Raw genomic sequence first — 25,431 nt, forward strand, 5'->3', positions numbered from 1 at the left:
CCACCACGTCGGCATATTAGGCACCGCCGAACAGCAGGTACATCCGATGATTCCAGAACGCCATCGCGATGGCGGCGCAAGTCTCGCAGTAGGCCGACTCGTTCGGTAGATCGTAATCGTGAGTAAAGCCTTCGTTGTGTTGGGAAGGTCCGATCCCGCCGGTCACGTACATGTTGCGCTCCACCGTATGCGCCCATACCCGATGCAAGGCATCCACGTAGGTCGGATCGCCCGAAGCGTGAACGACGTCCGCCATTGCCGTGTAGAGATACATGGCGCGGACGGCGTGCCCGGTCACCTTCTCGATGTCGCGGACCGGAACGTCGTCCTGGCAGTAGGCCGGCCCCCATTCTTCTTTATCCCATATCTCGCCTTTCCCGTGACCGTGACCGCGTTCCTCCAGCAGCCAAAGCGCAAGCCGCCAATAACGCTCCTCCTGTGTGACGCGATACAGCTTGACGAGCGCCAGCTCGATTTCTTCATGTCCTTCCACCCAGTGACGCTTGCCGGGGCCGAACAGGCGATCGTAATGGTCAACCATCCTGCAGGCGACATCGAGAAGCTTGCGTTTGCCCGTCGCTTCGAAATACGCAACCGCCGCTTCGATTAAATGCCCGCCGTTATACATTTCGTGCTTTTCCATATCCGTCCATTTGCTATCCGGCGCAACTAACGTATAGTAGGTGCACAAATAGCCATCAGGCTCCTGCGCGGCGGCGATAAGCTCGATGATCCCGTCGATCTCCGCCTCCAGCTCCGGATCCCGGTTCGACATGAGCAGATAGGCTGCGCCCTCCAGCACTTTGTACACGTCGGAGTCGTTGAAATAGATGCCTTCGAACGCGCCGTCCATGAGACCGGCGGCCTTGGCGAAGTTCGAGATACGCCCGGTTTTTTCGCATTGCACCAGGCAGGCTTTGATTGTGACCTTGCTCAGCACTTCAAGACGCGGACGCCAGAAACGATCATTGATCGTCACCTTCGTAAAAGGAACGCCCTGCCAATTCATCAGCGGTGCTTCTGTCGGTATCATTCGGGTTATTCCTTCCTTCGTGATCTCATCCTTTGAGCCCGGTCAGCGTAATCCCTTCAAGGAAGTAGCGCTGTCCGACTAAAAATACGATGACGCAGGGCAGCACGACGGCCGCCGAAGCCGCCATGAGCAAATCCCATTGCGCGGAATAGGAGCCTTGGAACATTTGCAGGCCGAGCGCAAGCGTAAACAGGCTGTCGCTTTTCAAATAAATAAGCGGTCCCATGAAGTCGTTCCACGAGCCGAGGAAGCTGAACAAGGCGACTACGATAATGGCCGAGCGGCTGAGCGGCAAAATGATGCGCCAGTAAATTTGAAAATAAGTCGCGCCGTCCACGAAGGCCGCTTCGTCGAAATCCCGCGGAATCGTTAAATAAAATTGACGCAGCAGAAAAATATTGAAGATGCCCCCGCCGAAATAAGCCGGCACGATCAACGGGTAAAATGTATCGTAGAAGCCGAGCATCTTCCAGCCGAGAAAGCTGGGAATTAAGGTGACGGCCGCCGGCAGCATCATGCTGGACATCAGAATGCCGAATACGGCGTCCCTTCCCTTCCATTGAATGCGCGAGAACCCGAACGCCGCGATGCTGCTCGTCAGAACCGTGCCGATCAGCACGCCGGCCACGATGATCAGCGTATTGGTAAAGAAGGTGCCGAACGGCAGAACCGTTAGCGCGCGATGAAAATTGTCCCATTGGAACGGTTTTGGAATCCACTCCGGTGGCATGGTGAAGATTTGCGACAAGTTCATGAGCGAGCTTCGCAGCAACCAAAGGAACGGAACGATAAACATGGCCGAGATGAGCAATAATGCCGTATAACCTGCGGTTAGCGCCAGTCTAGATTGCCTCACGCACGCTCCCCTCCTTCGTAATGCACCCAGGACTTCGAGGTTTTAAATACAAAAAAGGTGAAAATGAGGATGATGACGAACAGCACCCATGCCAGCGCGGACGCGTAGCCCATCTCGGTATCCCGGAAGCCGGTTCGCCAGAGATAAAATACATAAAACAAGCTCTTATTGTTCGGTCCGCCCTGCGTTAATATATAAGCCTCGTTAAACACCTGGAAAGATCCGATGATCGTCATAATCGTATTGAAGAAAATCGTCGGCGTGACCATCGGAATCGTAATGTGGCGCAGCTTGCTGTACCACCCGCCACCATCCACGTCGATCGATTCGTAATACTGCTTGGGGATGCCCGACAGCCCCGCCAGGAAGATGATGACCGTCCCGCCGATCCCCCACAGCGTGGTGATGACGACGGACGGGATGACGCTGCCCTCTGAATACAACCAATTGCCCGTCGGCAAATGCAGCCAGCTGAGAACGGTGTTGATCAGGCCCAGATCGGGATTCACCAGCCACATCCAGATCATCGCCGATGCGACCGCCGGCACGATGCTGGGCAGGTAGATGATCGTGCGGAAGATGGACCTTCCCTTGACGTTCAGGTTAAGCAGCAGGGCAATGACGAATGAAACGATAATAACGGCAGGTACCCGCAAAACGACGAAGTAAAAAGTAACGCCAAGCGATTTATAGAACAGTTAGTCTTCACCAGAGAACAGCTTCGTATAATTATCGATTCCGACGAATGCGGTTTGCGATTTGAATACGTTATAATCTGTCAGGCTAAGCACCAAGCTGGCGATCATGGGACCCAATGTGAAAATGATAAACCCGAGTATCGCGGGCGAAGTGAACAATAATCCGTAAAATAGCCCTTTTCTCATGCCTGCCTCCGATCTCGAAGCTTCCCGCTCGGGAAGGCGGCGACCTTGATCAAGAACGCCGTCTTCCCCCTGATGAACGCTTTGTTTTGAACCTTATTCCTTCACGTCGCGGCGGCCCTTCACCTGCGCTTGCGCCTTGGCCGCGATGGCATCCATCGCTTCTTGCGCGGACTGTTGGCCGAGCCACACTTTATCCAAAGCGGGATTTACGATGTCCATGATTTTGTTGAAGTTTTTCACATAGCCCGTCGGCGTCTGGTGGCTGTTATTCAATAGAACGTCGATAACAGCGTCTTTATATCCGGACGGCCGGGAATCGAGATTTTCCGTCCAGTTGGCGATTAGCGCCGGGTCCGTATACCAGTCCCGATAAGCGGGCATCCATGTTCCGGCTTTCAGCATGTCGATCGCCGCTTCCGGATCTAACAGTGCCTTCATCAATGCCCAAGCCTCTTTAGGATGTTTGGTGGATTTGAACATGGAGAACATTCCGCTGACGACAGTCGTCATCGGCTGTTTCATAACCGGTAATGCGCCGACATTATAATGAACCTTCGATTGGGCCAACCCTGCGCTCGCCCATTGCCCGTCGACGGCCATGGCCACTTTTTTCGTCTGAAGCGCGATGTTCGTGGCCGGAACGTTCTTGGCTTGCACCGGAGAAGGCGCGACATGATGGACGTTGATCAAATCCGCGATTTTCTGAAGAGCCTCGACCGCTTCCGGCTGATTCAACGTGAAGGTTTTCCCGTCCTCGGAGACGAAGTCCCCGCCGTTGGAATAAATAAAGTTGCTGTAGTTTCCCCACCAGGTCCCAAAGTTGACGCCGTACTGCTTGATGTTTTTTGGATCAAAGCCAGGATCGGCAGCATTCCTGCCCTTGTTGTCGATCGTCAATTTCTTGGCCACCTCGACGAACTCATCCCACGTCCACGCTTCCGATGCTTTGGTCGGCGGAGGCGTTACACCCGCGTCTTTAAATATATCTTCGTTATAGTACAAGACAAATGTCTCGGGTCCCGGACCTAAGCCGATGACGTTGCCCGGTTCAAGAGAGTACGTGATATTCGGCACCAGCCGATCCGCGCTGATTTCCGTATCGTTGGCGAGAAATTCCTGGAGATTGTAGAATTTTCCTTGTTCCCCAAGCGGGAAAGCAATGCTGGCTGATTCCATCTGCGCGATATCCGGCACGTCGTTGCCCGCCACCATCGTCGTCAGTTTGGTGTCATAGTCGGCGGCAATATGCTGAAGCTTAACGGTGATATTCGGATATTTGTCCTCGAACTTCTTGATGGCCACCTTATAGGCAGCGACTTCCTCCGGCGCTCCCCATACCGTCATGCGAAGCGTGATCGGTTCGGTTGACAATCCTTCGCCGGTTGGCGCCGCGCTGGCCGTGCCGGCCGGAGCCGAGCTGCCGGGAGCCGTGCCGGCAGGGGAGGAAGCGCTGTTGTTTCCGGCGTTCGAGTCGGACTTCGAGCACGCGGACAGTATCGTAACGAGCATGATCAGGAACGCAAGCAGAACGGATAACGATTTCCTTTGTCGAGACATCTTCCGGACCCCTTTCGATGTTCAAACCTTATTGATTCATAGCTGCAGTCTATGATGTTCTCATTATAAAACCGTATATAGCGCTTACATAACCCGAGCCAATTTGGAATGGTGGACTTCGATTGGGGATTTAAAGAGGAAGTCGGACGGTCACTCTCGTTCCGGCGCCCGGCGCGGAGTCGATGGCGATCCCATAGTCCTCGCCATACGTCATCTGGATACGGGCGATCGTATTTTTAATGCCGACGGAAGACGATTCCCGATATAAAATGGCATGAACCGTATCGCTGCTCATCCCCCGTCCGTTATCCTCGATTTCAAAATGCCGCGTGCCCTCTTCGATCCAGCCGCGTATGCGAATGTGCCCGCCCGATTCGATCTGATCGAAGCCGTGCAAAATCGCATTTTCGACAAAGGGCTGGAAAAGCAGCCTCGGAAGCTTGTAGTTGTAGACAGCCGAATCGATCTCGTAACTGACCGTGAATTTGTCCTCGAACCGGACCGACATGATATAGAAATAGTTTTTCATCCATCCGATTTCCTCCGAAAGATGAACGGCTCCCCAATCCTTTCGCGAAGTATAGTGCAGCATGTTCGACAAGCATACAAGCATTTTGCTTAGTTCCTTCTGATCGTTCTCGATAGCCGTCCAGTTCATGACGTTTAACGTATTGTATAGAAAATGAGGATTCATCTGCATGTTCAGCGCCTGGATCTCGGCCTCCTGTTCCTTTAGCTTGATCTCGTAGTTCTCCGACACCAGCAACCGGATCCGATCGTTCATCCGATTGAATCGCTGGAGCAAAATGCCGAATTCATCGTTCGTGCTAACCGCAACATGCGTCTGGAAATCCCCTTCTCCCACCGACCTCATCGCGCCGAGCAGCTTCTTGATCGGATTCGTAATTTTACCTGAGATAAAATAGGCGAACACAAGCGCAACGATTCCCATAATGACGGCCAAGAGAGTCGTTGAGGCACGGATGACAGGGACCAGACTGCCGACGAGCGCGGATACGGGCGTCATGACAATGGACATCCATCCGGTGATTTGCGATCGGTCGAAGCAGACGATCATTTTCACGCCGTCCAGCTTTATTCTTCGCGTGCCGCTGTCGGTTATTTGAAGCTGCTCCACCCAATTGTTGTTATAAACTTGCGTTATGCTGCCGGACTCGCTGCCGGCCAGGATGCGATTGTCCCGATCCAGAACCATATAACGGGAACCGTCGGGAATGCTTTTCTCGTACAAGGAATTCAATATGTCCGATTTGAAGCTGATCGTCAGAACGGGCCGCTCTACGTTCGTATCCAGCTTTTCCAGGGTCGTATTATTTAGATAGGAAAAATCAAGGACCCGCGTCGCGGAGAACAAATAACGGAAATCGATTGTCCCCTTCGCTAAGTACGGTTCATTGAACATGTCTACGAAATCGTAGGTGGGAAACCACACCATCTTGCCCCCCGCCTGCTGCGCCGCGCGATAAATATCCGAACGGGTCGGATCGCCTTGAGGCAGCGGCTGGCCGAACGTAAAATACGACGTCCACAGCTGATAAGCGAACACATCGTCAATCTGCGAGAAATATCCGCGCAGCCGATCGGACACAAGACGATCCGCTGCAAGCAGATCCGCCGTATTGTCCGGCTTCAAGCTGTTAAAAACCCGGAACAAGTCTTTGTCTACGAACATGGACGCGCTGTTCTGCTCGATAATTCGCAGCTTGTTGTCCATAATTTCGTTGTTTTTCTTGACGATCTCGTAGACGTTTTTTTGCGCTTGTTCCGTAACGACACGCAGGCCCGTCCGATAGAAAAGCGTCCCCAGCACGATCAGCGGGACGGCGATCAGGAATATATAGCTGGCCAACAACCGGGAGCGGAAGGTCGTTTTCATGCCTCGCCGCTCCTTTGCGGCAGCGAAGTATGTTTATAGGCTTCGGGCGACATGCCGTATTGCTTTTTGAACACTCTGCAAAAATATTTCGTATCCTGATAACCGCATTCTGCGGCGATTTCGTATATTTTCAGCCTGTTTTCCGCCAGCAGCTCCCTGGCCTTCCGCATTCTGGCCTCCGTGACATGCTCGGAGAACGTCCTTCCCGTCCGGCTTTTGATCAGCGTGCTGAAGTAGGATGCATTAAAGAAAAAGTGCTCGGCCGCCCGTTCAAGCGTCAGTTCCTCCTTCACATGTTCCCGTATCCATTGCAAACACGCGGTCACGACCCTTTCGCTTTTGTCCGCTCGAGACTGCCCGATCGAATCGTGCACCTCCCGTAGACGAGTTTCCAATATCGCCATCAGATCGTTGAAGGTGCGGCAAAAGGGAACTTCTTTTAAAGCCGACTCCGTGAGAACGTTTCCAATTTGCCGATCGACATCATCGCGAATTCGGCTTTTGATCTTCATCAGGGTAAGCGCGGCGCATTGTTTGATCTGATCGGGCCCCGCATGCCCGTTAGCGGCAAGCTGATTAAACGCGTCCCGGCACATCCGGGTGGCCGGTTGCGCATCGCTTCCTTGCAGCGCTTCGTACAACTTTTCCCCGTCAAGAAGCAACGGGGCCCGGACCGGGCGAAGCTCGTCATGGAACATAAGGCCGTTCCAGCAATCATGAAAGTTGTATTGCCGGGCCGCTTGCGCCGCGCGGTAAGCTTGAGGCGCTTCCGACCATAAGCATCGGCAATCCGGGCCCACGCCATGGGAGAGCTGTCCGTATTCGGCCCACGCCGCCCTCAGGGAGGCGAACGTCCGACGAATTTCATGCTTGCTTGCCCCTGCCAATCGGGACGTTCGGACGATCGTAACCGCCTGGTACAGCTCCTCGTCCAATACGTTCAAGGAGAATGTGCTCGCTTCGCCGAATGCCGACCATGCCTGCTCCAAACGCTGCAGCCATGCCGTTTTATCCCATTCCGCCCGATGTCCGGGTTCGATTCGGAATTCCGAGAAAACAACCGAACCGCTCCCGTGAATCCACGCTAACGAATCCAGTTCATTCCGCTCCGCCTCCGTCAAGCTTTCATTCAGCCAGGACAAAAGAAGGCGGCTGCGATAGACGGGGGAAGTGAGATTCAGCCGATCCCTTAACGCTTCGGCCTCCGAATGCTGCCGGGATTGTTCGACAAGCTGCTCTTCGATGCGGCTGAGCACATTCTCGACCTTCTCGGCCTCCACCGGCTTCAAGAGATAATCGTAAGCCCCATGGCGTATCGCAGTCTGGGCATATTCAAACAGATTGTAAGCCGAGATCATGACCACCTTGGTCTGGAGACGTTCGTCTTCCAGTATTTTCAGAAACGAAAGCCCGTCCAGATTCGGCATCCGAATGTCGGTTAGCACGGCATCGGGTTGTTCGGCCCTGACGAGCGCCAGGGCGCTTGCCCCGTCATTCGCGACAAGCACCTGATCTTCGGGCCGCAGGGCGTGAATCATTTTTGCCATCCCCCTGCGATGTCTCGCCTCGTCGTCAACGACCAGTATTTTCATCTCGTTCCACCCTTTCGTCCGCACTGTCGTCAGCTGAATAGAAAAAAGCCCCTTCTTATGGACAGGCGCTTTAAATTCCTCATTCTATTAATAGCCAGTATGGAAGAAGAACCTGGTTTCTTCTATTATAATTGGAACCTCTGCATACCAAAATGCCGATTTTGTTTAGAAAGGTGGATTAATATTTGATTTCCCCTGCTATTTCTCTTGTTTCGTTTTATCCAAACGCTCCATTTCTTTAAAAAAATGGATTTTATAATCGATTTTCTCCAGTGTTTTTTCAAGCTCCTTCATTTGATCGATAACTTTGCTACGATAAGTTTCCATCAATTCTATCCGTGCTGTCATTTTAGAAATCCCACCGTTGTGCAAGGTCGTAAAGCTCTTCATTTCCCGGATGGACATTCCCATCGCCCTAAAGTAATTTAAAACCTGAAACCAAATCATATCGGCCTCTGAATACCGGCGATATCCATTCTCATCCCGTTCTATTCCTTCAATTAAACCGATTTGTTCGTAATATCGCAATGTATGGATGCTTAGACCCGTCTCATCAGATACTTGTTTGCTCGAGTATTTGTTTTCCATTTTTTTATTATAACATCGGTTCGAATCCTATTGCTATGGAGTGCACTCTATGCCTTAACATTGCCCTTGTCAGCAACTTTATTTTAGGAGGCGTAGTGTCATGGTCAATAACTCCGAAGGCAAACCTTTGGAAAAGCTGCACTTTGTGCTAAGGTCGAGCTCCCCCCAAACTGCTTTCTCTCCCCATATGAGCGATATGACCGAGGATCAACGCAACATTATGCAACGACATATCGCCTATGTGAAAGATTTGCAAAAGCAGGGGATCGTGTTGGTTTTCGGACCTGTATTAGACCCTCAATCTCCGTATGGACTTGCAATTATTGAAGTTGAGCGCACGGAGCAAGTAGAACAACTCATCGCACAAGATCCGGCTGTTATTGCAGGTCTGATGACTGCCGAGTACTATCCAATGAAAGCTGTCCTACCCGGCTAACCCTTATTCAATCTTGCGAAGCCCCTGAATGGTCGCCATGACGAATTCAGGGGCTGACAGCATCGCCCTATTCCTGTCCCGGAATTTCAACCCATTCGAATGGCCGCTGCGCGGCTATGCCGCCGTATTCAATGATGGCGATAACGTCGATCGTCTCCTTCGGATCGACAACGGGCTTGCCCGATTCGAAGAAGGATACCAGGTTGCGGGTAAATGCGGCGAAAAAATCGGATTCCTGCTTGATGAATGCGCACGCGCCGCTCTCGTAGGTCAATCCTAACGCAAACGGACAGCCCCGGCCAAGATGATGGATGTTCGCCTGCTTGCCGCCGCCGAAATCGATGATAAGCGAGGCTGCCGCCGGCGTGCCCGTATACATCACTCGCTTCGGACGGCTTCCCATCAGGTGGACGATCGGTTCGATCTGGTGAATCGAATAATTTTCGAACCTGCCCGGTCCCCAGCTTGAGATCGCCGCGATGCCGCTTCTGTCGACGGCGGCATATTCTTCGGCGAAGCGAAGCGCGGAGGTGGAGTACATCGGCGTGCCATGCAGCCGGGCCAGCTCGAACAGCTTGACGGCCGTGGCCCGGTCGGGCGCGAACGTCTTGTCGATATAGGTGGGCTTGCCCGACTGCAACGGCAAGCGCGACAGCTCCTCGTGGAACTCGGGATGGTCCGGCGACAGCACGATCAGGCAATCGCTCGACCGGACCACCTCTTCGATGGAATCCAGCAATTCGATCCCGTGACTGTCGCACCAGTCCCGATTGGTCACCCCGTTCTCTTTGTCCTTCATGGCGTAAGCAAACTTCACCTGCATCTCTCCGCCGGACGCTTGCTCGATCCAGGCCGGATACTTATCCGCATGAAATTCGTCCAAATAATAATCGATGAATCCGATCGTTTTCAATCGCTTCGCCTCCTAATGAGCAGATCCGCTTCGGCGCCTGCGGCGCTGCTGGCCCCTGCCCGCACGGTCAACCGGCACGGCGCGACGGCGAATGTCATGCTGCGATCCCAAATCGCCAGCTCTTCCTTGCCCAGCTGGAAGACGACCGTCTCTTCCGCCCCCGGCTCCAGCCACACCTTCCGGAACCCCTTGAGCTCCCACGTACGGCGCGTGATCGGCGATCCGCCGGCCTGAATATATAGCTGCACCGTCTCCGCACCGGCCAGCGGACCGCTGTTGGACACCGTCAGCCGGACCTCCACGTTTCCTCCCGCTTCGATCTCCTCGGCCGTGACCGAATCGCGCGACAGCGAGATTTGGCCGTATTCGAACGTCGTGTAGCTGAGACCGTATCCGAAAGGATATAAGGCGGCAGCCGGCATGTCGATATAAGGGCGCGGCCGGCCCGGATTTTTCTGGTTGTAATAGACCGGAAGCTGTGCCGAAGAACGCGGCAGCGAGACGGGAAGTTTGCCGCTTGGATTGACGTTGCCGAACAGAACTTCGCCGATCGCGCGACCGCCTTCCGGGCCCGGGTACCAGGCGCACAAGATGGCCGCGCAGTAATCCGCCAGACCCGACAGCTCATGCGGGCGGCCCTGGATCACGACGGCGACGACCGGCGTTCCCGTCGCGGCGATCGCGCGCACCAGCTCCTCCTGGACGCCGCCCATCCGCAGATCGGCCAGATCGACCCCTTCGCCGCAGTCCATCTCCGACGGACTCCCTGCCGATACGATCGCCTCGCCGTTGCTGTCGAACGCTTCGTCGAAGGATCGCGCGCTGCTGCCGCCGATCGCGACGACGGCGATATCGGCGCCGCGGGCGGCGGCGACCGCCGCAGCGATGCCTTCCCGCGACCCGTCGCGTATGCCGCAGCCCCGCTCATATACGATCTCGGTGCCCGCAGGCGCCGCCTTCGCGATGCCTTGAAGCACGGTTGTCCCGGTCCCGCCCCGCTGAACGCTCGTATAATCGCCCAATTGATTGTACAAGGCATCCGCATTCGGGCCGATCACCGCGATCCGTCTCGCCGAGTCGGTCAAGGGCAGGACGCCCTTCTCTCCCGCTTCCCCGTTGCGCAACAAGACGATCGATTCCCTCGCCAGCTGCAGGTTCAGCTCGCGCGTCTCCTCCGCGCCGATGACGGCTGCCGGCAGCCGTTCGTCCACATACGGATTCTCGAACAGCCCCAGCCGGAATTTAAGCCGCAGCACGCGCCGAACGGCGCGGTCGATCAACGCTTCGTCCGCCTTGCCCTGCCGAACCGCCGTCTCCAGCTTCGTGAAGGCGGTATCCCACAGGCTCAGATCGACGCCCGCCGACAGCGCGATCGCTGCCGCCTCTTCATGATCGTCGCTTAAAGCCAGCAGCCGATCGATCGCACAGCCGTCGGCCATGACGATTCCATCGAAGCCCCATTCTTCGCGCAGGATGCCGGTGAGCAAATGCTCGTTGGCGTGGCAAGGGACGCCGTCGATCTCGTTATAGGCGGCCATAAAGCCGGCCGCACCGGCATCCTTCCCGGCTTTGGCGGCCGGCAGATGGATCTCGCGCAGCTCCCGCTCGCCGATCGCGGCGGGCCCGGCATTGTGCCCGCCCTGGCCGGCGCCTTGTGCGCAAAGATGCTTCAATACGGCAGCGGCCTTGTCCGGCGCGCTCAGCTCTTCCGGCCGCGTGCCCTGCAGTCCGCGCACGACGGCCGCCGTCAACTGCGAAGCGAGGTAAGGATCCTCGCCGTAGCATTCCTCGGATCGTCCCCACCGAGGATCCTGCAAAATATCGAGCGTGGAGACTAGCGCGAGGTGAGCGCCGCGCGCCCGGATCTCGGCAGCGATTCTGGCGTAGGCGCGTTCCGTCAATTGCGGGTTCCATGTGGAGCCGATGTTCAAATTGACGGGCAGCAGCGTCCCGTCCAGCGCCTGATGGCCGTGCGGGCATTCCTCGGACAGCAGGACCGGGATGCCGAGCCTGGTATGTTCCTTGACGTATCGCTGCAGTTCGTTGGCGACTTTGGCGCTTTCCGCCGTCGGAATGCCGTTGTTGTATGTAACCGCCGACCACGGATCGGCCCGGAACAGCCCGTACAGCGCCCCCATGCCGTCTCCGAAATCCACTTGCCGCTTGAACGCTTCCGTCAACTGAACATTGGAGCCTTCGCGTCGGTAGGCATCCCAGCCGTACATATGCTGATTGAGCTGCCCGACCTTCTCCTTGAGCGTCATGCGCGCCAGCAGGTCCTCGGTTCTCTCTTCGATCGAATACGACGGATCTTTGTAGATGTCCACTCGTGATTCTCCTTTCCTGCCCCGATTAACGGGTCGCTTTAAACGCCCGGTACTCCTTCGGCGTGATGCCGGTGTACGACTTGAATACCGATACGAAATATTTGTACTCCTTGTAGCCGACGCGCTCCGCGATCTCAAACACCTTATCGTGCGTCGTGGCCAGCAAATGCTTGGCATGGTCGATTCGATACTCATTCAAGTATTCCTTGAAGCTTTTGCCCGTGCTTTGTTTGAACAGCAAGCTGAAATAGCCCGGCGTAATTTTCAGCCAGCCCGCAACCTCCGAAGCTTTCAGATCCTGGTCATAATTTTCCGTCATGTACTGCTTCGCTTTTTCGATAATCCAATGCGACTTGTCGAGGCCGTTCAAATCGATCAAACGAATCAATTGCCGCATCTCTTCCACGGCGATCGCTTCGATGGCCGCGTACGAGTTGTTCGCATGAAGGTCGATCGGCGAATGACGGCCATGCTCCAGATCCGTCAGACCGCTCTGGCGCAGCCGTTGACGCAGCAGGGCCAGCAGTTCGTCATAGATTTGCACCGCTTCCGGCAGTAATCTTCGTTCGTCAGCCAGCGACGCGAACATCTCGTGGACGAGCGCCGCGACCCCGGCCGCGTCTTGTTTGAACAAGAACGAGACCAGCCTGTCCAGGATGGCCTTGCAGTCGTAATCCGATTTGGGTCGATCCTTCGATAATAAAAAGCGGTCTTCCGGCAGCAGCGCCGCCCGGTCGGTCAGATCGTGCCATTGCAGCAGCTCTCTGGTCTCGGCGCTCGCGGAAGCCGTCTGCTCCAGCTTCGGAAAGGGAGCGCTGGCCGCGCAATAAAGCCTCCCCGCTCCGGTCCACGCCTCCATCGTCTCTTCCAGCAGCCGCCTCATCGGCTCCCCTGCCTGAAGGCGATCCGACATCGCTAGCGTAAAGAGAACGTTTCGATGATCGAATACGGCAACGCTGCGAATATCGCGGGCCATCAATTTCTCCTGGATCAACGCCAGCCATTTTCTCTGAACGTCGCGATATTCGTCTTCCGGCATGCCGGAATAAAGCTCGGCAAAATCGGCTAATTGGCTGACGATTATGCGGAAGGACTCACCGTTCATCGATTGCGGCGGCGCCGGCGGCTCAGAAGATGGAGACGACCGCAACACGGCGGACAACCACATCGCTTCCTCGTCCCCGTTCGCGGACGGCTCCGCCTCTTCCAGCTCGGCCACGATCCCCTTCACCACCTGCACCAGCTCGTCGACATCGACCGGCTTGAGCAAGTAGTCCGTCACCCCAAGCCGCATCGCTTGTCTGGCATATTCAAAATGTTCGTATCCGCTGATCATCACGACACGGACGCGCGGGAACTCCCGCTTCAGCCGTTCCGTCAACTGCAGTCCGTCCATTTCTTCCATCCGAATATCCGTCAGCACGATGTCCGCGCCATGCTCGCGCGTCAGCTGCAAAGCTTCTTCGCCATCGTACGCGACGCCGACGACTTCGACGCCAAGCGATTCCCAGTCAATCGTCAGCCGCAGGCCTTCGCAGATGACCGGTTCGTCATCGACGATCAGCAATTTCGTATGAAGTCCGTTTGTTGCCGTCATCTTCGGTCTCACCGCCGTCCGTCCTGTTGGGAATTTTTAATCGGATCAGAGTGCCGTCCGGCGTACTGGATACGATCTCCAGCCCGGCGCCTTCGCCGAAATAGATCGAGAGCCGCTCCTGGATGTTGCTTAACGCGCCCGAGCTTCCTTCGTCCGTGCGCCCTCGCCGAAGCGATTGACGAATCGCTTCCAGCTTGTCCGGCTCGATGCCGCGTCCGTTGTCCTGAACGTCCGTCCAAATTTCATCCGCCACGGCATAGCACTTGACGGTAATCCGGTTGACGGCCTGGCCACGATTGCGTCCGTGCTTCAGGAAGTTCTCGACTAAGGGCTGAATCGTCGTTTTTAACATCGGCGCCGCCGCGATGGAAGCATCCATGAAGAGCGAATACCGGAAGGTGTGTCCCAGCCGTCGCTCCTGCAAATACAAGTACGATTGGACGAATTCCAATTCCTGTTGAACGGTCGTTACGTAGCCGCCCTTGTTCGGCGCCGAGCGGAAAAACCTGGACAGCATTTCGATCAGGTGGCTCGTTTTTCCCGCTTTCTCCAACCGGGCCGTCCATCGGATCATGTCCAGCGTATTATATAAAAAATGGGGATCCATTTGATTTTGCAGCAGTCTGAGCTCGGATTCCCGCTCCCGCAGCTCGAGCTTGTACTTATGATCGATAAGCTCCTGAATCGTAAGCACCATATCGTTGAATTTGCGGTTCAGCTCGGATATCTCGTCATTCGACTCGATCGGCACCCGTGCCGTAAAATCGCCCAGCTTGACGCGATTCGTTTCGTTTTTGAGCCGCAGGATCGGTCTGATGATCGTATACTGGAATCCGACAAGCGCGCTAATGCCCAACAGCAGTATGGCAGCCAGAATGACCGCCATCACGCTTCGAACGTTCGCCGTTTCCTGGTTAACGATCGATTCGGGAATCATCGCGACGATGCTCCATCCCGTATTTTCCATCGGCCGGTAAAAAGCCATATAGCTCCGGTTGTCGACCTTGTATTTCATATAACTGGCGTTCCCGTTAGCGAACGCCTCCATCAGATCGTGCGGATCGAAGCTCGCGGGCACCGAATTGTCGGAACGCAGCACCTGCTCGCCTTCCGCGCCGATGACGAACACTTGGCCCGATTTTTTGTACAGCCCCTTCTCCAGCAGCTCGATAAGGCTGTTTTCATCCAGGCGAATGATAAGATTAGCTTGCGGCCGCGTGATCTGGCTGAATGCATTGAGTATGCGCACGAGCGACACGACGCGGAATTCCCCGTTCCAACCGCTCTGCACCGAATAGCCGTCCGTCCAGACGATACCGCCTTTGCGGAGGGCGGCCTTGTCCAGCCATTTTCCCTCGTCGGCCAGAACGGGCTCCCCCATATCGATACGATGGCCGTTGAACCCTTCGATGCTGATGGAGCGAATATATTTTTTCGAAAAAAGATGAAAGGTCAGCATGCCTTCGATCGCCCGCTTCAGGTTCTCGGACCGTTCGTTGCTCAGCTCGGGCCACGGCCGCAAATATTCGTTCAGGTCCGGACTGAGGATCATGTAGTCGGCGATATCCTCGACGGTGGACGTCTGCTCTTCCAATTGACTGACCACGCTGTCGAGGTTGCGAATCGTCGTATCCTTGAACTGCTTGCTCAAGATTTGGTTAAACTGAAGCTGGACGATCACACCCACGCCCAAGGTCGGAAGGATGACCAGGAGCAGGAAAATGATGACCGCTTTTCGTTTAAGTCCAAAGCTTCGAGCTCTTCGGGAATACCTTCGCATAACAACCTCCCCGGATGTCCGGACGCCTGTTCGCTAGCCTTTGACCGCTCCGGCTGTCATGCCTGTAACGAGCTGCTTCTGGAGCAGCAAATAAAAAATGATGATCGGCACGAGTGCAATCGCAAGCGCGGACATCTGGAGCGTCATGCTCGCCGTCTCGACGCCGACGAAGTTGGCCAAGCCGAGCGGCAGCGTCTTGAGCGCTTCCGAGCTGATCAGCACCAAGGCGAATAAATATTCGTTCCAGTTATAGATAAAGTTCAAGATGATGACAGTCGCCATCGCCGGTCTTGCAATAGGCAGTATAATCGACCAGAAAATTCGGTATACGCCGGCACCGTCCATGACGCCGGATTCCTCCAGATCCTTCGGCAGGCCTTGCATGAACCCTTCGAGGATAAAGATCGTCAACGATAGATGGAATGCCGTATAAGGCAGTATAAGCGACCAGTACGTATCCAGCAAACCGATATTTTTCATGATCAGGAAGATCGGGATCAGCGTGGCGTGGATCGGCACCAGCATGCCCAGAAGAAAGATCGCGAACGTGGATTTGCGGAACCGAAATTTAAACCGGGCCAAAAAGAACGCCGTCAGCGAGCCGAGCAGCACCGTGATGATCAGCGAACCGAACGTAATGATGAGACTGTTCATGAAATAGGTGTCCATGTTCGCGATATCCCAGGCTTTGGCGTAATTCTCGAAATGCAGCTTCGTCGGCAAGGAGAACGGACTCGCCGCGTATTCCGGTTCCGTCTTGAACGAATCGACGATCATATAGAAGAGGGGGACGATATTGAATAACGCAAATGCGCTTAAAAAAACATACGTCAGCACCCGAAACCAATTCGAATTGTTGCTCAATGCGATTCCCCCTTTCATTAACTGTCTTTTTCTCGTCCCAAACGGTTAACCAAGCTTACGACGATCAGGCTGAACAGCAGGATCAGCATCGATGCCGCGCTGCCGTATCCGAATTGCCTGCTGACGAAGGCATGGTTGTACATGTAGATGGTCATGACTTCCGTCATATGGGCGGGGCCGCCTCCCGTCAGAATTTGCACGAGATCGAATACCCGGAACGAATTGCTGATGCTGTATACGACGGCCACGAGAATCGTGGAGCGAATCATCGGGATCGTAATGCGGAACACGCGTCTGAGCCCTGTCGCGCCGTCCAGCTCCGCCGCCTCGTTGACCTCGCCAGGAATGTTCTGGAGCGCAGCCAGGAAAATGACCATGTAAAGCCCGCAATTTTGCCAAATGTAAGCCAGGCTGACGGAATACATCGAGATCGAAGTGTCGCCGAGCCAATTGCGCTGCCAGCTGTCCAGGCCGAAAAACCCGAGCAACGCGTTCATAAATCCGTATTCCGAGTTATAAATCATCCCCCAGATCAAAGAGACCATAACGGAGGAAATGACGACGGGCATGAAGCCGACCGTTCTGAAGAAGGTGGAGCCCCTCAAATTGCGGTTCAACAGCAGCGCCAGCAACAAGCCCAGCGGAATCTGGCCGATCAAGCCCGTCACCATGATGATGATATTATTTTTTACCGACAGCCAAAAAACGGAGTCGTTAAAAATGCGGACATAATTGTCGAAGCCGACAGCCGATTTGGCCGAAATGCCGTCCCAATTAAAAAACGAGTAATACAGCGAAACGAAGATCGGGATGATGGCAATGCCTATATAGATGAGTAATGCGGGAAGCATGCCGAAGAAGATGGCGGCTCTCGTTCCCTTTAACGTATTCATTTTGTCGCCTCCGTTTCTTCGCGGCAGCATCGAGTTCGTCTGAACGGAGAAAACCCGCAGCACGGGTTTTCTCCATCGCTTTTTCAGTTAAAAATCAAATCGGTCAGCCGGCGGTTTTACTTGAGGGCGTCAAGCGCGGCCTGCGTTTTCTTGGCGACGTCTTGCGGCGTCCCCTGCTTGATGGTCAGCGCCTGAAGACCGTTCTCGAATTCCTTGGAAGGCTGGGTCGGGATGACTGAGTCGAACACGCGGGTCGAGCCGTTGCTGGTCAGCTTCATCAATTCTTCCAGGAACGGATTGATCTCGCCTTCGCCCGCCACGTTCGTTTTCGTCGGAACCATGATGCCCGCCTTGGACAGATCCTTGTACAGATCCTCGTTCACGAAGTACTTCATGAACTCGAGCGCCGCATCCTGCTTCTCCTTGCTCAGCCCGCTTTTGATCGCGATACCGAATTGAGGAACGCCGGCCGCCTTCTTGGGATCGCCCTTGCCGCCCGGCACGCTTGGGAACAACGCAATGCCGAATTTGCTGCCGTTCGGGTTATCGATGCGGATTCTGGCATTTACGGTTGCCGACGTGATGTGCATGGCCGCTTTTTCTTGAATGAAGTAGTCCTGCGCCTGCACCGAATCCATGTTGTTCGCGTCCGAGTTGAAGGCGTCCAGCTTGGTCAATTCGTCAATGACCGCAACGGCTTTGACGAAGTCCTCATCGGTGAACTTCGCCTTGCCGTCCACGACGTTCTGCAGGAAGTCGTCGCCTGCGAAGCGCTGCGTCAACGTGGACATATACGAGGATTGAAGCGGCCATTGCTCTTTGTTGCCGAGAGAGATCGGCGTGAGCTTCGCCGCTTTTAATTTCTTGATCGCATCGATCCACTCTTCGTAAGTAGCCGGGAACGTATCGTATCCGACCTTGGAGAACATTTCCTTATTGTAATAAATGATATCGACGAAATTTTGCTTGGTCGGCACGGCATATTGATTGCCGTTCTTGTTGAAGCCGGCCAGCGCATCTTCCCGTACGAGCTCGTTCCAATTGGCCATTTGATCGTTCAAGGGCAGCAGCAGATCGCCGCTCACCAGCGGGTCAAGGTCCGCGCCGGGCCATACGACGTCGATGTCGGCCAGATTGTTGCCCGCGGCGAGCGTGAACAGCTTCGTCTTGTATTGCGCCGCAGCCACGCCGTCCTGATTGATCTTGATATTCGGATGCTCCGCTTCGAACGCGGCAATACGAGCTTTGTATACTTCATTATCCGCATTCGGCGATGTCCACGGATGCATCATCGTCAACGTTACGGTTCCCTTGCCTCCGCTGTCGCTCGACGAAGCGCCCTTCCCGTTGTTCGCGTCGTTCGAATTGCCGCAGGCGGCCGTTGCCAAAGCCAACGTCGTTGCCACGGAGAGCAGTGCGGCTCCCTTGATGCCATTTCTCTTTTTCATTGGCGAACCCTCTTTTCTACATTTTTATAACATAAAGTGTTTATTTACTTCCCACTCTATGTCACTCACTCAGTATAAAGCGTTATCATTAAGCCCTGAATCCCACAAACTTACGATAACATCCGATTTTTTAAATTAAGCCCGATCTTTTTCGTTCAGCACATAGTCGACAATCTCGTCCAGCGGAACGGTAGCCAATGCAATGGCCGTATCCGTAACGCCGTAGTAAATATACAGGAGACCGTCCTTCACCACGTTGCCCGTCGGGAAGATGACATTCGGGATCTGATAGCCGAATTTCTCGTAGTAGGTTTCAGGTTCCATAATAAAATGGTTCGTCCTGGCAATGATCTTCTCAGGATTGTCGAGGTCCAGCAGCAGCGCGCCGACACGATAGACGGTATCGTAGTCCACGCCATGGTACAGGACCAGCCAGCCTTTGTCCGTCCGCACCGGGGGCGTGGAGCCGCCGATTTTCTTCTGCTCCCATGCTTCCGGACCTGCCGTGGCCAGCAGCTTCGGCTCTTCCCAATGGATCAAGTCTTCCGAGTAGCTGATCCACATGGCGGCTTGCTTCGTCCCGTAGGCTTCGCCGACATATTCTTCGGGCCTGCGCAGCAGCGCGAACTTGCCGTTAATCTTCTCGGGGAACAAAATATTGTCGCGATCGTTAATCTCCAGCGGCGTCGTATCGCACAAGTACTCCCAATGGATTAAATCTTTGGAGGTCAAGATGCCCGAGCGGGTCCGCCAGTGCACTTCTTCCTCGCCCCAGCCGTCCGGATATTGAGGAATGGAACGTTCCGGTATGCCCGTACCCGTCGGATAATAATTCATGGCGCAAGGGCGCAGCGCATAATTCAAGTAAAACGTATCGTCGATCTTGACGATGCGCGGATCCTGTACACTGCCGTAAGGAAAGCCGAGCATGTCCGGCGTCACGACCGGCTCGTCCAGCACATGCTTGAAGTGGACGCCGTCTTCGCTTTCCAGCAGACCCAAGAAGTTTTTGCAAGGCGTCAAGGAACCTGCCGTCCGTTCGATCATATAAAATTTTCCATTGTCGATGATGACGGCGGGATTGAATACGGTTGCTTTTCTCCACTCGAATAATCCGGGAACGACGATCGGATTCTCGGGATGTCTCGTAATGTTAAGCATGACTACCTCCTGGAATGACTGTGATGGCCTGGACAGTTCGCATTTCGTAATCATTATAGCGCTGCCGGCTTGGACAAAATATCCGACAGGTTTCAGAAAACGTCCGATAATTGCGAATGATTGCGTTTTTCCTGGAAGCATGTTAGCCCCCATCCGAAGAAGCGCTGTCTCCATATCCTTGCCCTGCGCATGCAAAAAAAAGCCATGGCATCTCATCCATGGCTTGTTAGCAAGCTGCTGACTACAGCGATATTTCTCTACCCAGCGCGGCGGATCGATAGAGGGCGTCCATCACTTCGGACGTGGTCATGACCTGATCGATATTGGCCCGGCCCTTGCTGCCCGAAGCTGCGGAGCGCAGGAAATCGTCGATCTCCGAGGCGAACTTGTCCGACTTGGCGAACGACGGGCTCGTCTCCAGCAGCATGCCGTCCTTGGCCCCGTACACCTTGAAGTCGCCGCTGCCGTAATCGAGCTTGACGCCGGCCTTGTCGCCCAGAAATTCCACGAACATCGCGGATTCCCCGATATTTTGCGCCCATGCCCCGTTGAGGCTGATCGTCGGCCCCGTCGTGCGAACCAGGCCGGTTACAAAATCCTCCACGTCGTACGTGCCGTTATAATTCGGCGGACCGGCCCACATATTCACGTACGCGTAGGCTTTCATGTCCTTCGCCAGCTCGCCGTAAATTTCGCCGGATACGGTCCGAACGTCAGGCTGCCCCAGACTGTAGAAGATAAGGTCGAGGAAGTGGACGCCCCAGTCGATCAGTACGCCGCCGCCCGACTTCGCCTTCGTCGTGAACGGTCCGCCCAGTCCCGGAATCGACCGATGCGAGCGGAAGGAGCAGTAGATGTGATATACGCGTCCCAGCTCGCCGCCTTCGATCATGTCCTTGATCCGGTTGACCCCCGCTGCATAGCGATTGACGACGCCGATGTTCAATATGCGGCCGTTGCGGTCGGCAGCCGCCTTCATCTCGCGGACTTGCTCCATGTTCAGCGCGGCCGGCTTCTCGCAGGGCACATGCTTGCCGGCATTCAGGCAATCGATGGCGATCGGCGCATGCGTGTCGTTCGGCGTGCAGATCGATACGGCATCGATCTCGTCGTCCTCCAGAATCGCCCTGTAGTCTGCGGACGTATGGGGCACGCCGAATTCGGCTGCAAGCGCGCGTGCGCGCTCCTCCAACGGATCGACGAGCATCTTGATATCGGCCTTGTCGCTGTCGTGATAATGCTGAATATGCTGGGTTCTTGCGATCATGCCGCAGCCAATGACGGCTACTTTTAATTTGCTCACTCGTTTATCCCTCCGGATCGATTGACATGAGGCCAGCATACCACGGCGAAGGGCACGCGGATTTAGCCGGATTCGCCATTTCGTTAGACCTGATTTGCGCTTGTCGCGATGGACTGGTACTCGGTAGGAGAGATGCCGAAGTGCAGGCGGAACGCTTTGCTGAACGAATGAATCGATTGATAGCGGAGCTTGTCCGCGATCTGGGTAACCGTCAGCCGACCTTCGCGCAGCAGCTTGACGGCCTGCTCGAATCGCTTGCGGTTGTAATACTCCTGAATCGTAAGCCCCATTTCTTTGGAAAATTGATGCGACAAATAGGAGTAGCTGTAGTGCAGCTCCTCCGCCATCGCGCCTAGCTCCGTCATCCGAAGCCAATTGTGTTCGATATATCGGATCACGTCGTGAACCGGCTTCGTCATCTCCTTGCCCTGCAGCATCGGCGAATACGCCGTCTCCCGGCTGTCGTGGAAGCTGCGGTAGGCCAGTACGATGAGCTGCTGCAGGTACGAGCCGATCATGAAGGAGGAATAGCTCTTCAGGTTTACCAGCTCTTTGAAAATGCCTGCGAACGGAGCTTCGATGCCCAGCAGGTTGGACACGACGGGCTGCGTCGTCTGATCGAACATTTTCCGGATCGGCTCCAGGGCCGGCGCATCGCCCACCTCACCCGCATCGCCCGCCTCGCCTTCCGCAAAATCGAACCCGACATAATAGTACCGGAACGGATCTTCATCGTCCGCCCGGCAGGCGTGCAACTCCCCCGGGACGTTAAGCACGATGTCGCCTTCCTTGACCGGGTGGGACGTTCCGCCGGCCTTGAGCCATCCCCGGCCGGAGACGATGTAGGTGAGCTCGTAGCAAATTTGCTCGTGCTCGTTAACGACGTAGCCGCCTTGACAGCTTAGATCCCCAACCTGGAACAAATCAATCGATCCGAACCGCTGCGGGTTCTCGAAATATATATGGTCGAAATGAAAATCGATTCGATTGTCTTTTTGCTCATACGTCACTTCTTGATCCATCGTATCCCCTCTCGGCCCGGCGCTCCTTTTTAAGGGTTCCGGCAGCGAGTGCTTGCTTTTTTTATAACCACCTTAAGCGGACGATCGCTAACAGTCAAGATGCGTCCGATTTCCACCCAGATGAGCGAAGTTCCGGTCCGACCGAATCCATCATCCTTTTTCCATAGAAGATCAAGCTTATCAATCCAATGTTGTATGGTTTAAAATATACATGACCCTCGAAACAATCAATCAAGCATATAAAATAATGAAAGCAGGCATTCGATGGAACACTACCGCAAACAAATGTTGCTGACCCACCTGGATAAAAAGCTGCCGATGTACATCGAGGCGTTCGGTTGGAATGAAGGAGAAAGCGAATTCGATCGTCCCGACGGCTATCATTGCTATCACTGGCTGCATACGACAGCCGGGGCGGGAGAATTCCGTTTCTCCGGCCAAAAGATAACCTTGTCGGCCTGTGAAGGCATATTGCTGAAGCCGAACGTCCCGCATTTCTACACGCCGCTAACCACCCCCTGGTCCACCTGGTACGTCACGTTCGGAGGCGCTCAGATTGGCGCGATTCTCGGCGCGCTGGACCTCGCCGAGTCGACCGTCATCGGCTGGGAGTCTTCTTCGCCATTGGCGAACGTGCACAAGAAGGCAAGCAAAATAGCCGGCGCTCCCTACGGATTCGCCGGCCTGGACAGCTCCGTCATGCTGTACCGCTTCCTGACGGACATTAAAAAGTTCGGACGTGCCGACAATATGCGTTCGCTGTCGCACTACCATGAGCGGCTGCTGCCCCTGATGCGTTATCTGGATGAGGTTTATCACGATCCCGCAGTCGGCTTGGAGGATATGGCCCGGTTCGCGGAGCTCAGTCCCCAGCATTTGAATCATCTGTTTCGCGCGGCGACCGGCATGAGTCCCTACCAGTTTTTAATTCATCTTCGTATTCAAAAAGCGAAGGAAGAGCTCGCTGGCCCGGGCGATCGGACGATCAAAGCCATCGCCGCACGGGTCGGCTTTCTGGACGCCAGCCATTTCGTATCGACTTTCCGCCGGCTCGAACAAAAAACGCCCGAGCAATACCGCAGGCTGCATCGCTGACGGTACGCTCCGGCGTTGATTCCCTGAACTCCTGCGGCGTTACCCCGAATTTTGAAGAGGCAAAGCTATCGCCTATTCAGGCGACAGCCTGATTGCCGTTATCCGTCAAGACAACGCCCACCAGCTCACGCCATAGGGTGGCAGTGTTTGCTCGGTCTTCACTTCCGTTTGGCCGAGCACGTCCAGCACCGGACGCTTTAAACGAATGCGCTTCGGTTCGTCGGCATAATTCAGGAGAATCACATAGCTTTTCTCGCCTTCCCGCCGATACACCGTCTCCACCTCCGCGGGCAGATCGTCGGCCCAATCCGACGAAGGATCGGTCGTACCGAGCGCGTCAAGCAACGCTGTCGTATTATCAAGCGTAAAAAAAGTGCCTACGTAGACGATCCGGCCTCGGCCGTACGGCCGCACGGCGATCGCCGGACTGCCCGCATAATAATCCCGCACGTATTCGGCAAGAACTGAACAACCGTCGGCTTCCGGCTCCAATATCTCGTGGAACAGCGGCGCAGCCGTTTCCTTATCCGGCGAACCAAAGCGGATCCGGCCAGCGTCATCCCCGTCGACCATCGTGAAGTCCTTCACGGCGATGCCCGCGAGCGTACGAACGACGCCCGGGAACGGTAGCATATGCGCATGGTTGTTTCTATCCTTGTATCCGGCACGCGGACCGAATACGAGCGTGCCGCCCTGGCTCGCATAGCTTCGCAGCGGCTCAAGCTCATGTTCGTCCAGCAGCTGCACGTTCGGCGCGAACACGATCTCGTACCGATTCAGGGCATCCGGCTCCGAAGCCGCTCCGAGATCAAGCACATCCGTGCCGATATGCCGTGACGCAAGCGCCAGGTAAATATTTTCCTCGCTTCTCCAATACTCGGTACCCGTATGACGATCAATCTTGCAGTTGCTGTCATTGTCGTAGTCGCTTAAGATCGCGGCCGTCGCATGAACGCTGGTCGACACGATCAGCTTCGACAATCGCCCGGTCTCCAATGCCACGGCGCGCGCTTCTTCGAGCCGGCGGTTCGGCTGGTTGCCATAATCGTTAAGGCCGTGCCAGAGCGTCTCCGCGCCGTAGGGACAAGTCCGCCAGCGAAAATAAAGCACGCCGTCCGCGCCGTGCGCGATCGACTGCCAGGTCCACAGACGAATCTGCCCGGGCTTCGGCGAGACCTGCAGATAATCGTCGCGATCGTCGTTCAGCCCGTTGCCCGTCTGACCGCCCGGTCCCGCCTGCTGCTCCAGAATCATATATTTTCCGGAATAGCCTCGCATCCGGCTCAGATGCTTGCCGCTCAGCTTGTCCTTCTCGCGGATCGGCACATCCTTGCGCATCAACTGAAAGGAAGGGTACGAGTCGTACGACAGGAAATCGACCGCCCGCTCCGTAAACGGCTTGTAGTCGATATTGCCGAACATGCCGTTATGGGTGGCGAACTGATGCGGAGCCGCATCCTTCAGGATGCGGTACTGGCGCTCGGCGAACGCGATCGCGGATTCGGACGTGAACCTGTAAAAGTCAAGCAGATGACTCGGGTTATGGTAGGTTACCGTTGGTTTGGGCAACGCGACCTGTCCCCAGTCGGTGTACGTCTGCGCCCAGAACGCCGTTCCCCATGCTTCGTTCAGCATTTGCAGCGTGCCGTACCGCGTTCGGCACCACACGCGGAAGGCGTCGTGATCGCTAGGCGCAAAGCTGGCGTCGGAGTGGCAATTCAGCTCGTTGTCGATCTGCCAGCCGATGACGGCGGGATGATCCTTGTACCGGTCGGCCATGGCCGACACGATCCCGTCGCACAGCCGCAAGTACGTGGCGGACGTGTAGTTGTAGTGTCGGCGAGATCCGTGCGCCATCCTGCGACCGCCGAAGTCGACGCGCAGCGTCTCGGGATACTTGTCCGTCAACCATGCCGGCGGCGCGTAGGTTGGCGTCCCCAGAATGACGCGCAGACCGCAGCCGGCTGCCGCCTCGATCGCCCGGTCGAAAAGGGAGAAATCGTACTTGCCCTCTTCAGGCTCCATGACGTTCCACGCGGTCTCGCCCATCCGGACGGTATTAAAGCCAAGCTCCGACATCCGGCGGAAGTCCTCCGCCCAGCACGCTTCCTTCCAATGCTCCGGATAATAGCAGGCGCCGAGCAGGAAGTCGTCGCCCCGATATGCCTTTCGTTGATTCAGCATG

19 protein-coding genes and 1 pseudogene are annotated in these 25,431 nt (G+C 55.4%); 2 read left to right on the forward strand and 18 right to left on the reverse strand.

All coding sequences use genetic code 11. The features are described 5' to 3' along the window. Positions 1-16: 16 nt before the first annotated feature. From KVT38_RS11260 to KVT38_RS11290, 7 genes and pseudogenes are all read right to left on the reverse strand, one after another. The gene (locus KVT38_RS11260; protein ID WP_254639157.1) at positions 17-1,033 is read right to left on the reverse strand and encodes a glycoside hydrolase family 127 protein; all 1,017 of its coding nucleotides are present in this window, start codon (positions 1,031-1,033) and stop codon (positions 17-19) included. Positions 1,034-1,058: 25 nt separating this feature from the next. Further along, a complete protein-coding gene (locus KVT38_RS11265) occupies positions 1,059-1,829 on the reverse strand; it encodes a carbohydrate ABC transporter permease (RefSeq protein WP_217593899.1) in 771 nt (256 codons plus the stop codon). A 56-nt stretch (positions 1,830-1,885) separates the two neighbouring features. After that, positions 1,886-2,773, reverse strand: a pseudogene (locus KVT38_RS11270) (carbohydrate ABC transporter permease). Between the two features lie 93 nt (positions 2,774-2,866). After that, positions 2,867-4,330 carry an ABC transporter substrate-binding protein gene (locus tag KVT38_RS11275; protein WP_217593818.1) on the reverse strand — a complete coding sequence of 488 codons (1,464 nt, stop codon included), beginning with the start codon at positions 4,328-4,330 and terminating at the stop codon, positions 2,867-2,869. A 130-nt stretch (positions 4,331-4,460) separates the two neighbouring features. After that, a complete protein-coding gene (locus KVT38_RS11280; RefSeq protein ID WP_217593819.1) occupies positions 4,461-6,227 on the reverse strand; it encodes a cache domain-containing sensor histidine kinase in 1,767 nt (588 codons plus the stop codon). Then, positions 6,224-7,819, reverse strand: a complete 1,596-nt coding sequence (locus KVT38_RS11285; RefSeq protein ID WP_217593820.1) for a response regulator transcription factor — start codon at positions 7,817-7,819, stop codon at positions 6,224-6,226. The genes KVT38_RS11280 and KVT38_RS11285 overlap by 4 nt, the downstream gene beginning before the upstream one ends. Positions 7,820-8,017: 198 nt before the next feature. After that, positions 8,018-8,407: a MerR family transcriptional regulator gene (locus KVT38_RS11290; RefSeq protein ID WP_217593821.1), complete on the reverse strand. Its 390-nt coding sequence runs from the start codon at positions 8,405-8,407 to the stop codon at positions 8,018-8,020. Between the two features lie 100 nt (positions 8,408-8,507). Between KVT38_RS11290 and KVT38_RS11295 the strand changes: the two genes are divergently transcribed. Next, positions 8,508-8,843 (forward strand): YciI family protein, encoded by a 336-nt coding sequence (locus KVT38_RS11295; RefSeq protein ID WP_217593822.1) that lies wholly within the window; start codon positions 8,508-8,510, stop codon positions 8,841-8,843. Positions 8,844-8,910: 67 nt separating this feature from the next. Here KVT38_RS11295 and KVT38_RS11300 read toward each other — a convergent pair whose 3' ends face one another. The 10 genes from KVT38_RS11300 to KVT38_RS11345 all read right to left on the reverse strand — a co-directional run bounded on the left by KVT38_RS11300 (position 8,911) and on the right by KVT38_RS11345 (position 22,151). After that, positions 8,911-9,756, reverse strand: a complete 846-nt coding sequence (locus KVT38_RS11300) for a Gfo/Idh/MocA family oxidoreductase (protein ID WP_217593823.1) — start codon at positions 9,754-9,756, stop codon at positions 8,911-8,913. Next, on the reverse strand, positions 9,753-12,083 hold the full coding sequence (locus KVT38_RS11305) for a glycoside hydrolase family 3 N-terminal domain-containing protein (protein ID WP_217593824.1): 2,331 nt from the start codon (positions 12,081-12,083) through the stop codon (positions 9,753-9,755). Before KVT38_RS11305 ends, KVT38_RS11300 begins: the two co-directional genes overlap by 4 nt. Positions 12,084-12,108: 25 nt before the next feature. Further along, a complete protein-coding gene (locus KVT38_RS11310; protein ID WP_368859081.1) occupies positions 12,109-13,692 on the reverse strand; it encodes a response regulator in 1,584 nt (527 codons plus the stop codon). Beyond that, positions 13,634-15,460 (reverse strand): cache domain-containing sensor histidine kinase, encoded by a 1,827-nt coding sequence (locus tag KVT38_RS11315; protein ID WP_217593825.1) that lies wholly within the window; start codon positions 15,458-15,460, stop codon positions 13,634-13,636. The genes KVT38_RS11310 and KVT38_RS11315 overlap by 59 nt, the downstream gene beginning before the upstream one ends. Before the next feature lie 33 nt (positions 15,461-15,493). Next, positions 15,494-16,324 (reverse strand): carbohydrate ABC transporter permease, encoded by an 831-nt coding sequence (locus KVT38_RS11320; RefSeq protein WP_254639158.1) that lies wholly within the window; start codon positions 16,322-16,324, stop codon positions 15,494-15,496. Positions 16,325-16,341: 17 nt separating this feature from the next. Beyond that, on the reverse strand, positions 16,342-17,217 hold the full coding sequence (locus KVT38_RS11325) for a carbohydrate ABC transporter permease (protein WP_217593827.1): 876 nt from the start codon (positions 17,215-17,217) through the stop codon (positions 16,342-16,344). Between the two features lie 116 nt (positions 17,218-17,333). Continuing rightward, complete coding sequence (locus KVT38_RS11330; RefSeq protein ID WP_217593828.1) at positions 17,334-18,665, reverse strand: extracellular solute-binding protein; 1,332 nt, start codon at positions 18,663-18,665, stop codon at positions 17,334-17,336. Between the two features lie 135 nt (positions 18,666-18,800). Next, positions 18,801-19,826 carry a glycoside hydrolase family 130 protein gene (locus tag KVT38_RS11335; RefSeq protein WP_217593829.1) on the reverse strand — a complete coding sequence of 342 codons (1,026 nt, stop codon included), beginning with the start codon at positions 19,824-19,826 and terminating at the stop codon, positions 18,801-18,803. Positions 19,827-20,067: 241 nt separating this feature from the next. Then, positions 20,068-21,129 carry a Gfo/Idh/MocA family protein gene (locus KVT38_RS11340; RefSeq protein ID WP_217593830.1) on the reverse strand — a complete coding sequence of 354 codons (1,062 nt, stop codon included), beginning with the start codon at positions 21,127-21,129 and terminating at the stop codon, positions 20,068-20,070. 83 nt (positions 21,130-21,212) lie between these two features. After that, positions 21,213-22,151 carry an AraC family transcriptional regulator gene (locus KVT38_RS11345; RefSeq protein WP_217593831.1) on the reverse strand — a complete coding sequence of 313 codons (939 nt, stop codon included), beginning with the start codon at positions 22,149-22,151 and terminating at the stop codon, positions 21,213-21,215. Between the two features lie 264 nt (positions 22,152-22,415). On the opposite strand from KVT38_RS11345, the gene KVT38_RS11350 reads away from it, so the two are divergent. Further along, positions 22,416-23,246: a helix-turn-helix domain-containing protein gene (locus KVT38_RS11350; protein WP_217593832.1), complete on the forward strand. Its 831-nt coding sequence runs from the start codon at positions 22,416-22,418 to the stop codon at positions 23,244-23,246. Positions 23,247-23,351: 105 nt separating this feature from the next. On the opposite strand, the gene KVT38_RS11355 is transcribed toward KVT38_RS11350, so the two are convergent. Then, on the reverse strand, positions 23,352-25,430 hold the full coding sequence (locus tag KVT38_RS11355) for a beta-galactosidase (RefSeq protein ID WP_217593833.1): 2,079 nt from the start codon (positions 25,428-25,430) through the stop codon (positions 23,352-23,354). Position 25,431: the final 1 nt, after the last annotated feature.

It is taken from the genome of Cohnella sp. GbtcB17, from assembly GCF_019091135.1.
Lineage (GTDB): Bacteria > Bacillota > Bacilli > Paenibacillales > Paenibacillaceae > Cohnella.

Coding starts and splice junctions, on each gene's coding strand:
- KVT38_RS11260 (WP_254639157.1), bottom strand. CDS start 1,033: ATGATACCGACAGAAGCACCGCTGATGAATTGGCAGGGCGTTCCTTTT.
- KVT38_RS11265 (WP_217593899.1), bottom strand. CDS start 1,829: ATGTTTATCGTTCCGTTCCTTTGGTTGCTGCGAAGCTCGCTCATGAAC.
- KVT38_RS11275 (WP_217593818.1), bottom strand. CDS start 4,330: ATGTCTCGACAAAGGAAATCGTTATCCGTTCTGCTTGCGTTCCTGATC.
- KVT38_RS11280 (WP_217593819.1), bottom strand. CDS start 6,227: ATGAAAACGACCTTCCGCTCCCGGTTGTTGGCCAGCTATATATTCCTG.
- KVT38_RS11285 (WP_217593820.1), bottom strand. CDS start 7,819: ATGAAAATACTGGTCGTTGACGACGAGGCGAGACATCGCAGGGGGATG.
- KVT38_RS11290 (WP_217593821.1), bottom strand. CDS start 8,407: ATGGAAAACAAATACTCGAGCAAACAAGTATCTGATGAGACGGGTCTA.
- KVT38_RS11295 (WP_217593822.1), top strand. CDS start 8,508: ATGGTCAATAACTCCGAAGGCAAACCTTTGGAAAAGCTGCACTTTGTG.
- KVT38_RS11315 (WP_217593825.1), bottom strand. CDS start 15,460: ATGCGAAGGTATTCCCGAAGAGCTCGAAGCTTTGGACTTAAACGAAAA.
- KVT38_RS11325 (WP_217593827.1), bottom strand. CDS start 17,217: ATGAATACGTTAAAGGGAACGAGAGCCGCCATCTTCTTCGGCATGCTT.
- KVT38_RS11330 (WP_217593828.1), bottom strand. CDS start 18,665: ATGAAAAAGAGAAATGGCATCAAGGGAGCCGCACTGCTCTCCGTGGCA.
- KVT38_RS11335 (WP_217593829.1), bottom strand. CDS start 19,826: ATGCTTAACATTACGAGACATCCCGAGAATCCGATCGTCGTTCCCGGA.
- KVT38_RS11345 (WP_217593831.1), bottom strand. CDS start 22,151: ATGGATCAAGAAGTGACGTATGAGCAAAAAGACAATCGAATCGATTTT.
- KVT38_RS11350 (WP_217593832.1), top strand. CDS start 22,416: ATGGAACACTACCGCAAACAAATGTTGCTGACCCACCTGGATAAAAAG.
- KVT38_RS11355 (WP_217593833.1), bottom strand. CDS start 25,430: ATGCTGAATCAACGAAAGGCATATCGGGGCGACGACTTCCTGCTCGGC.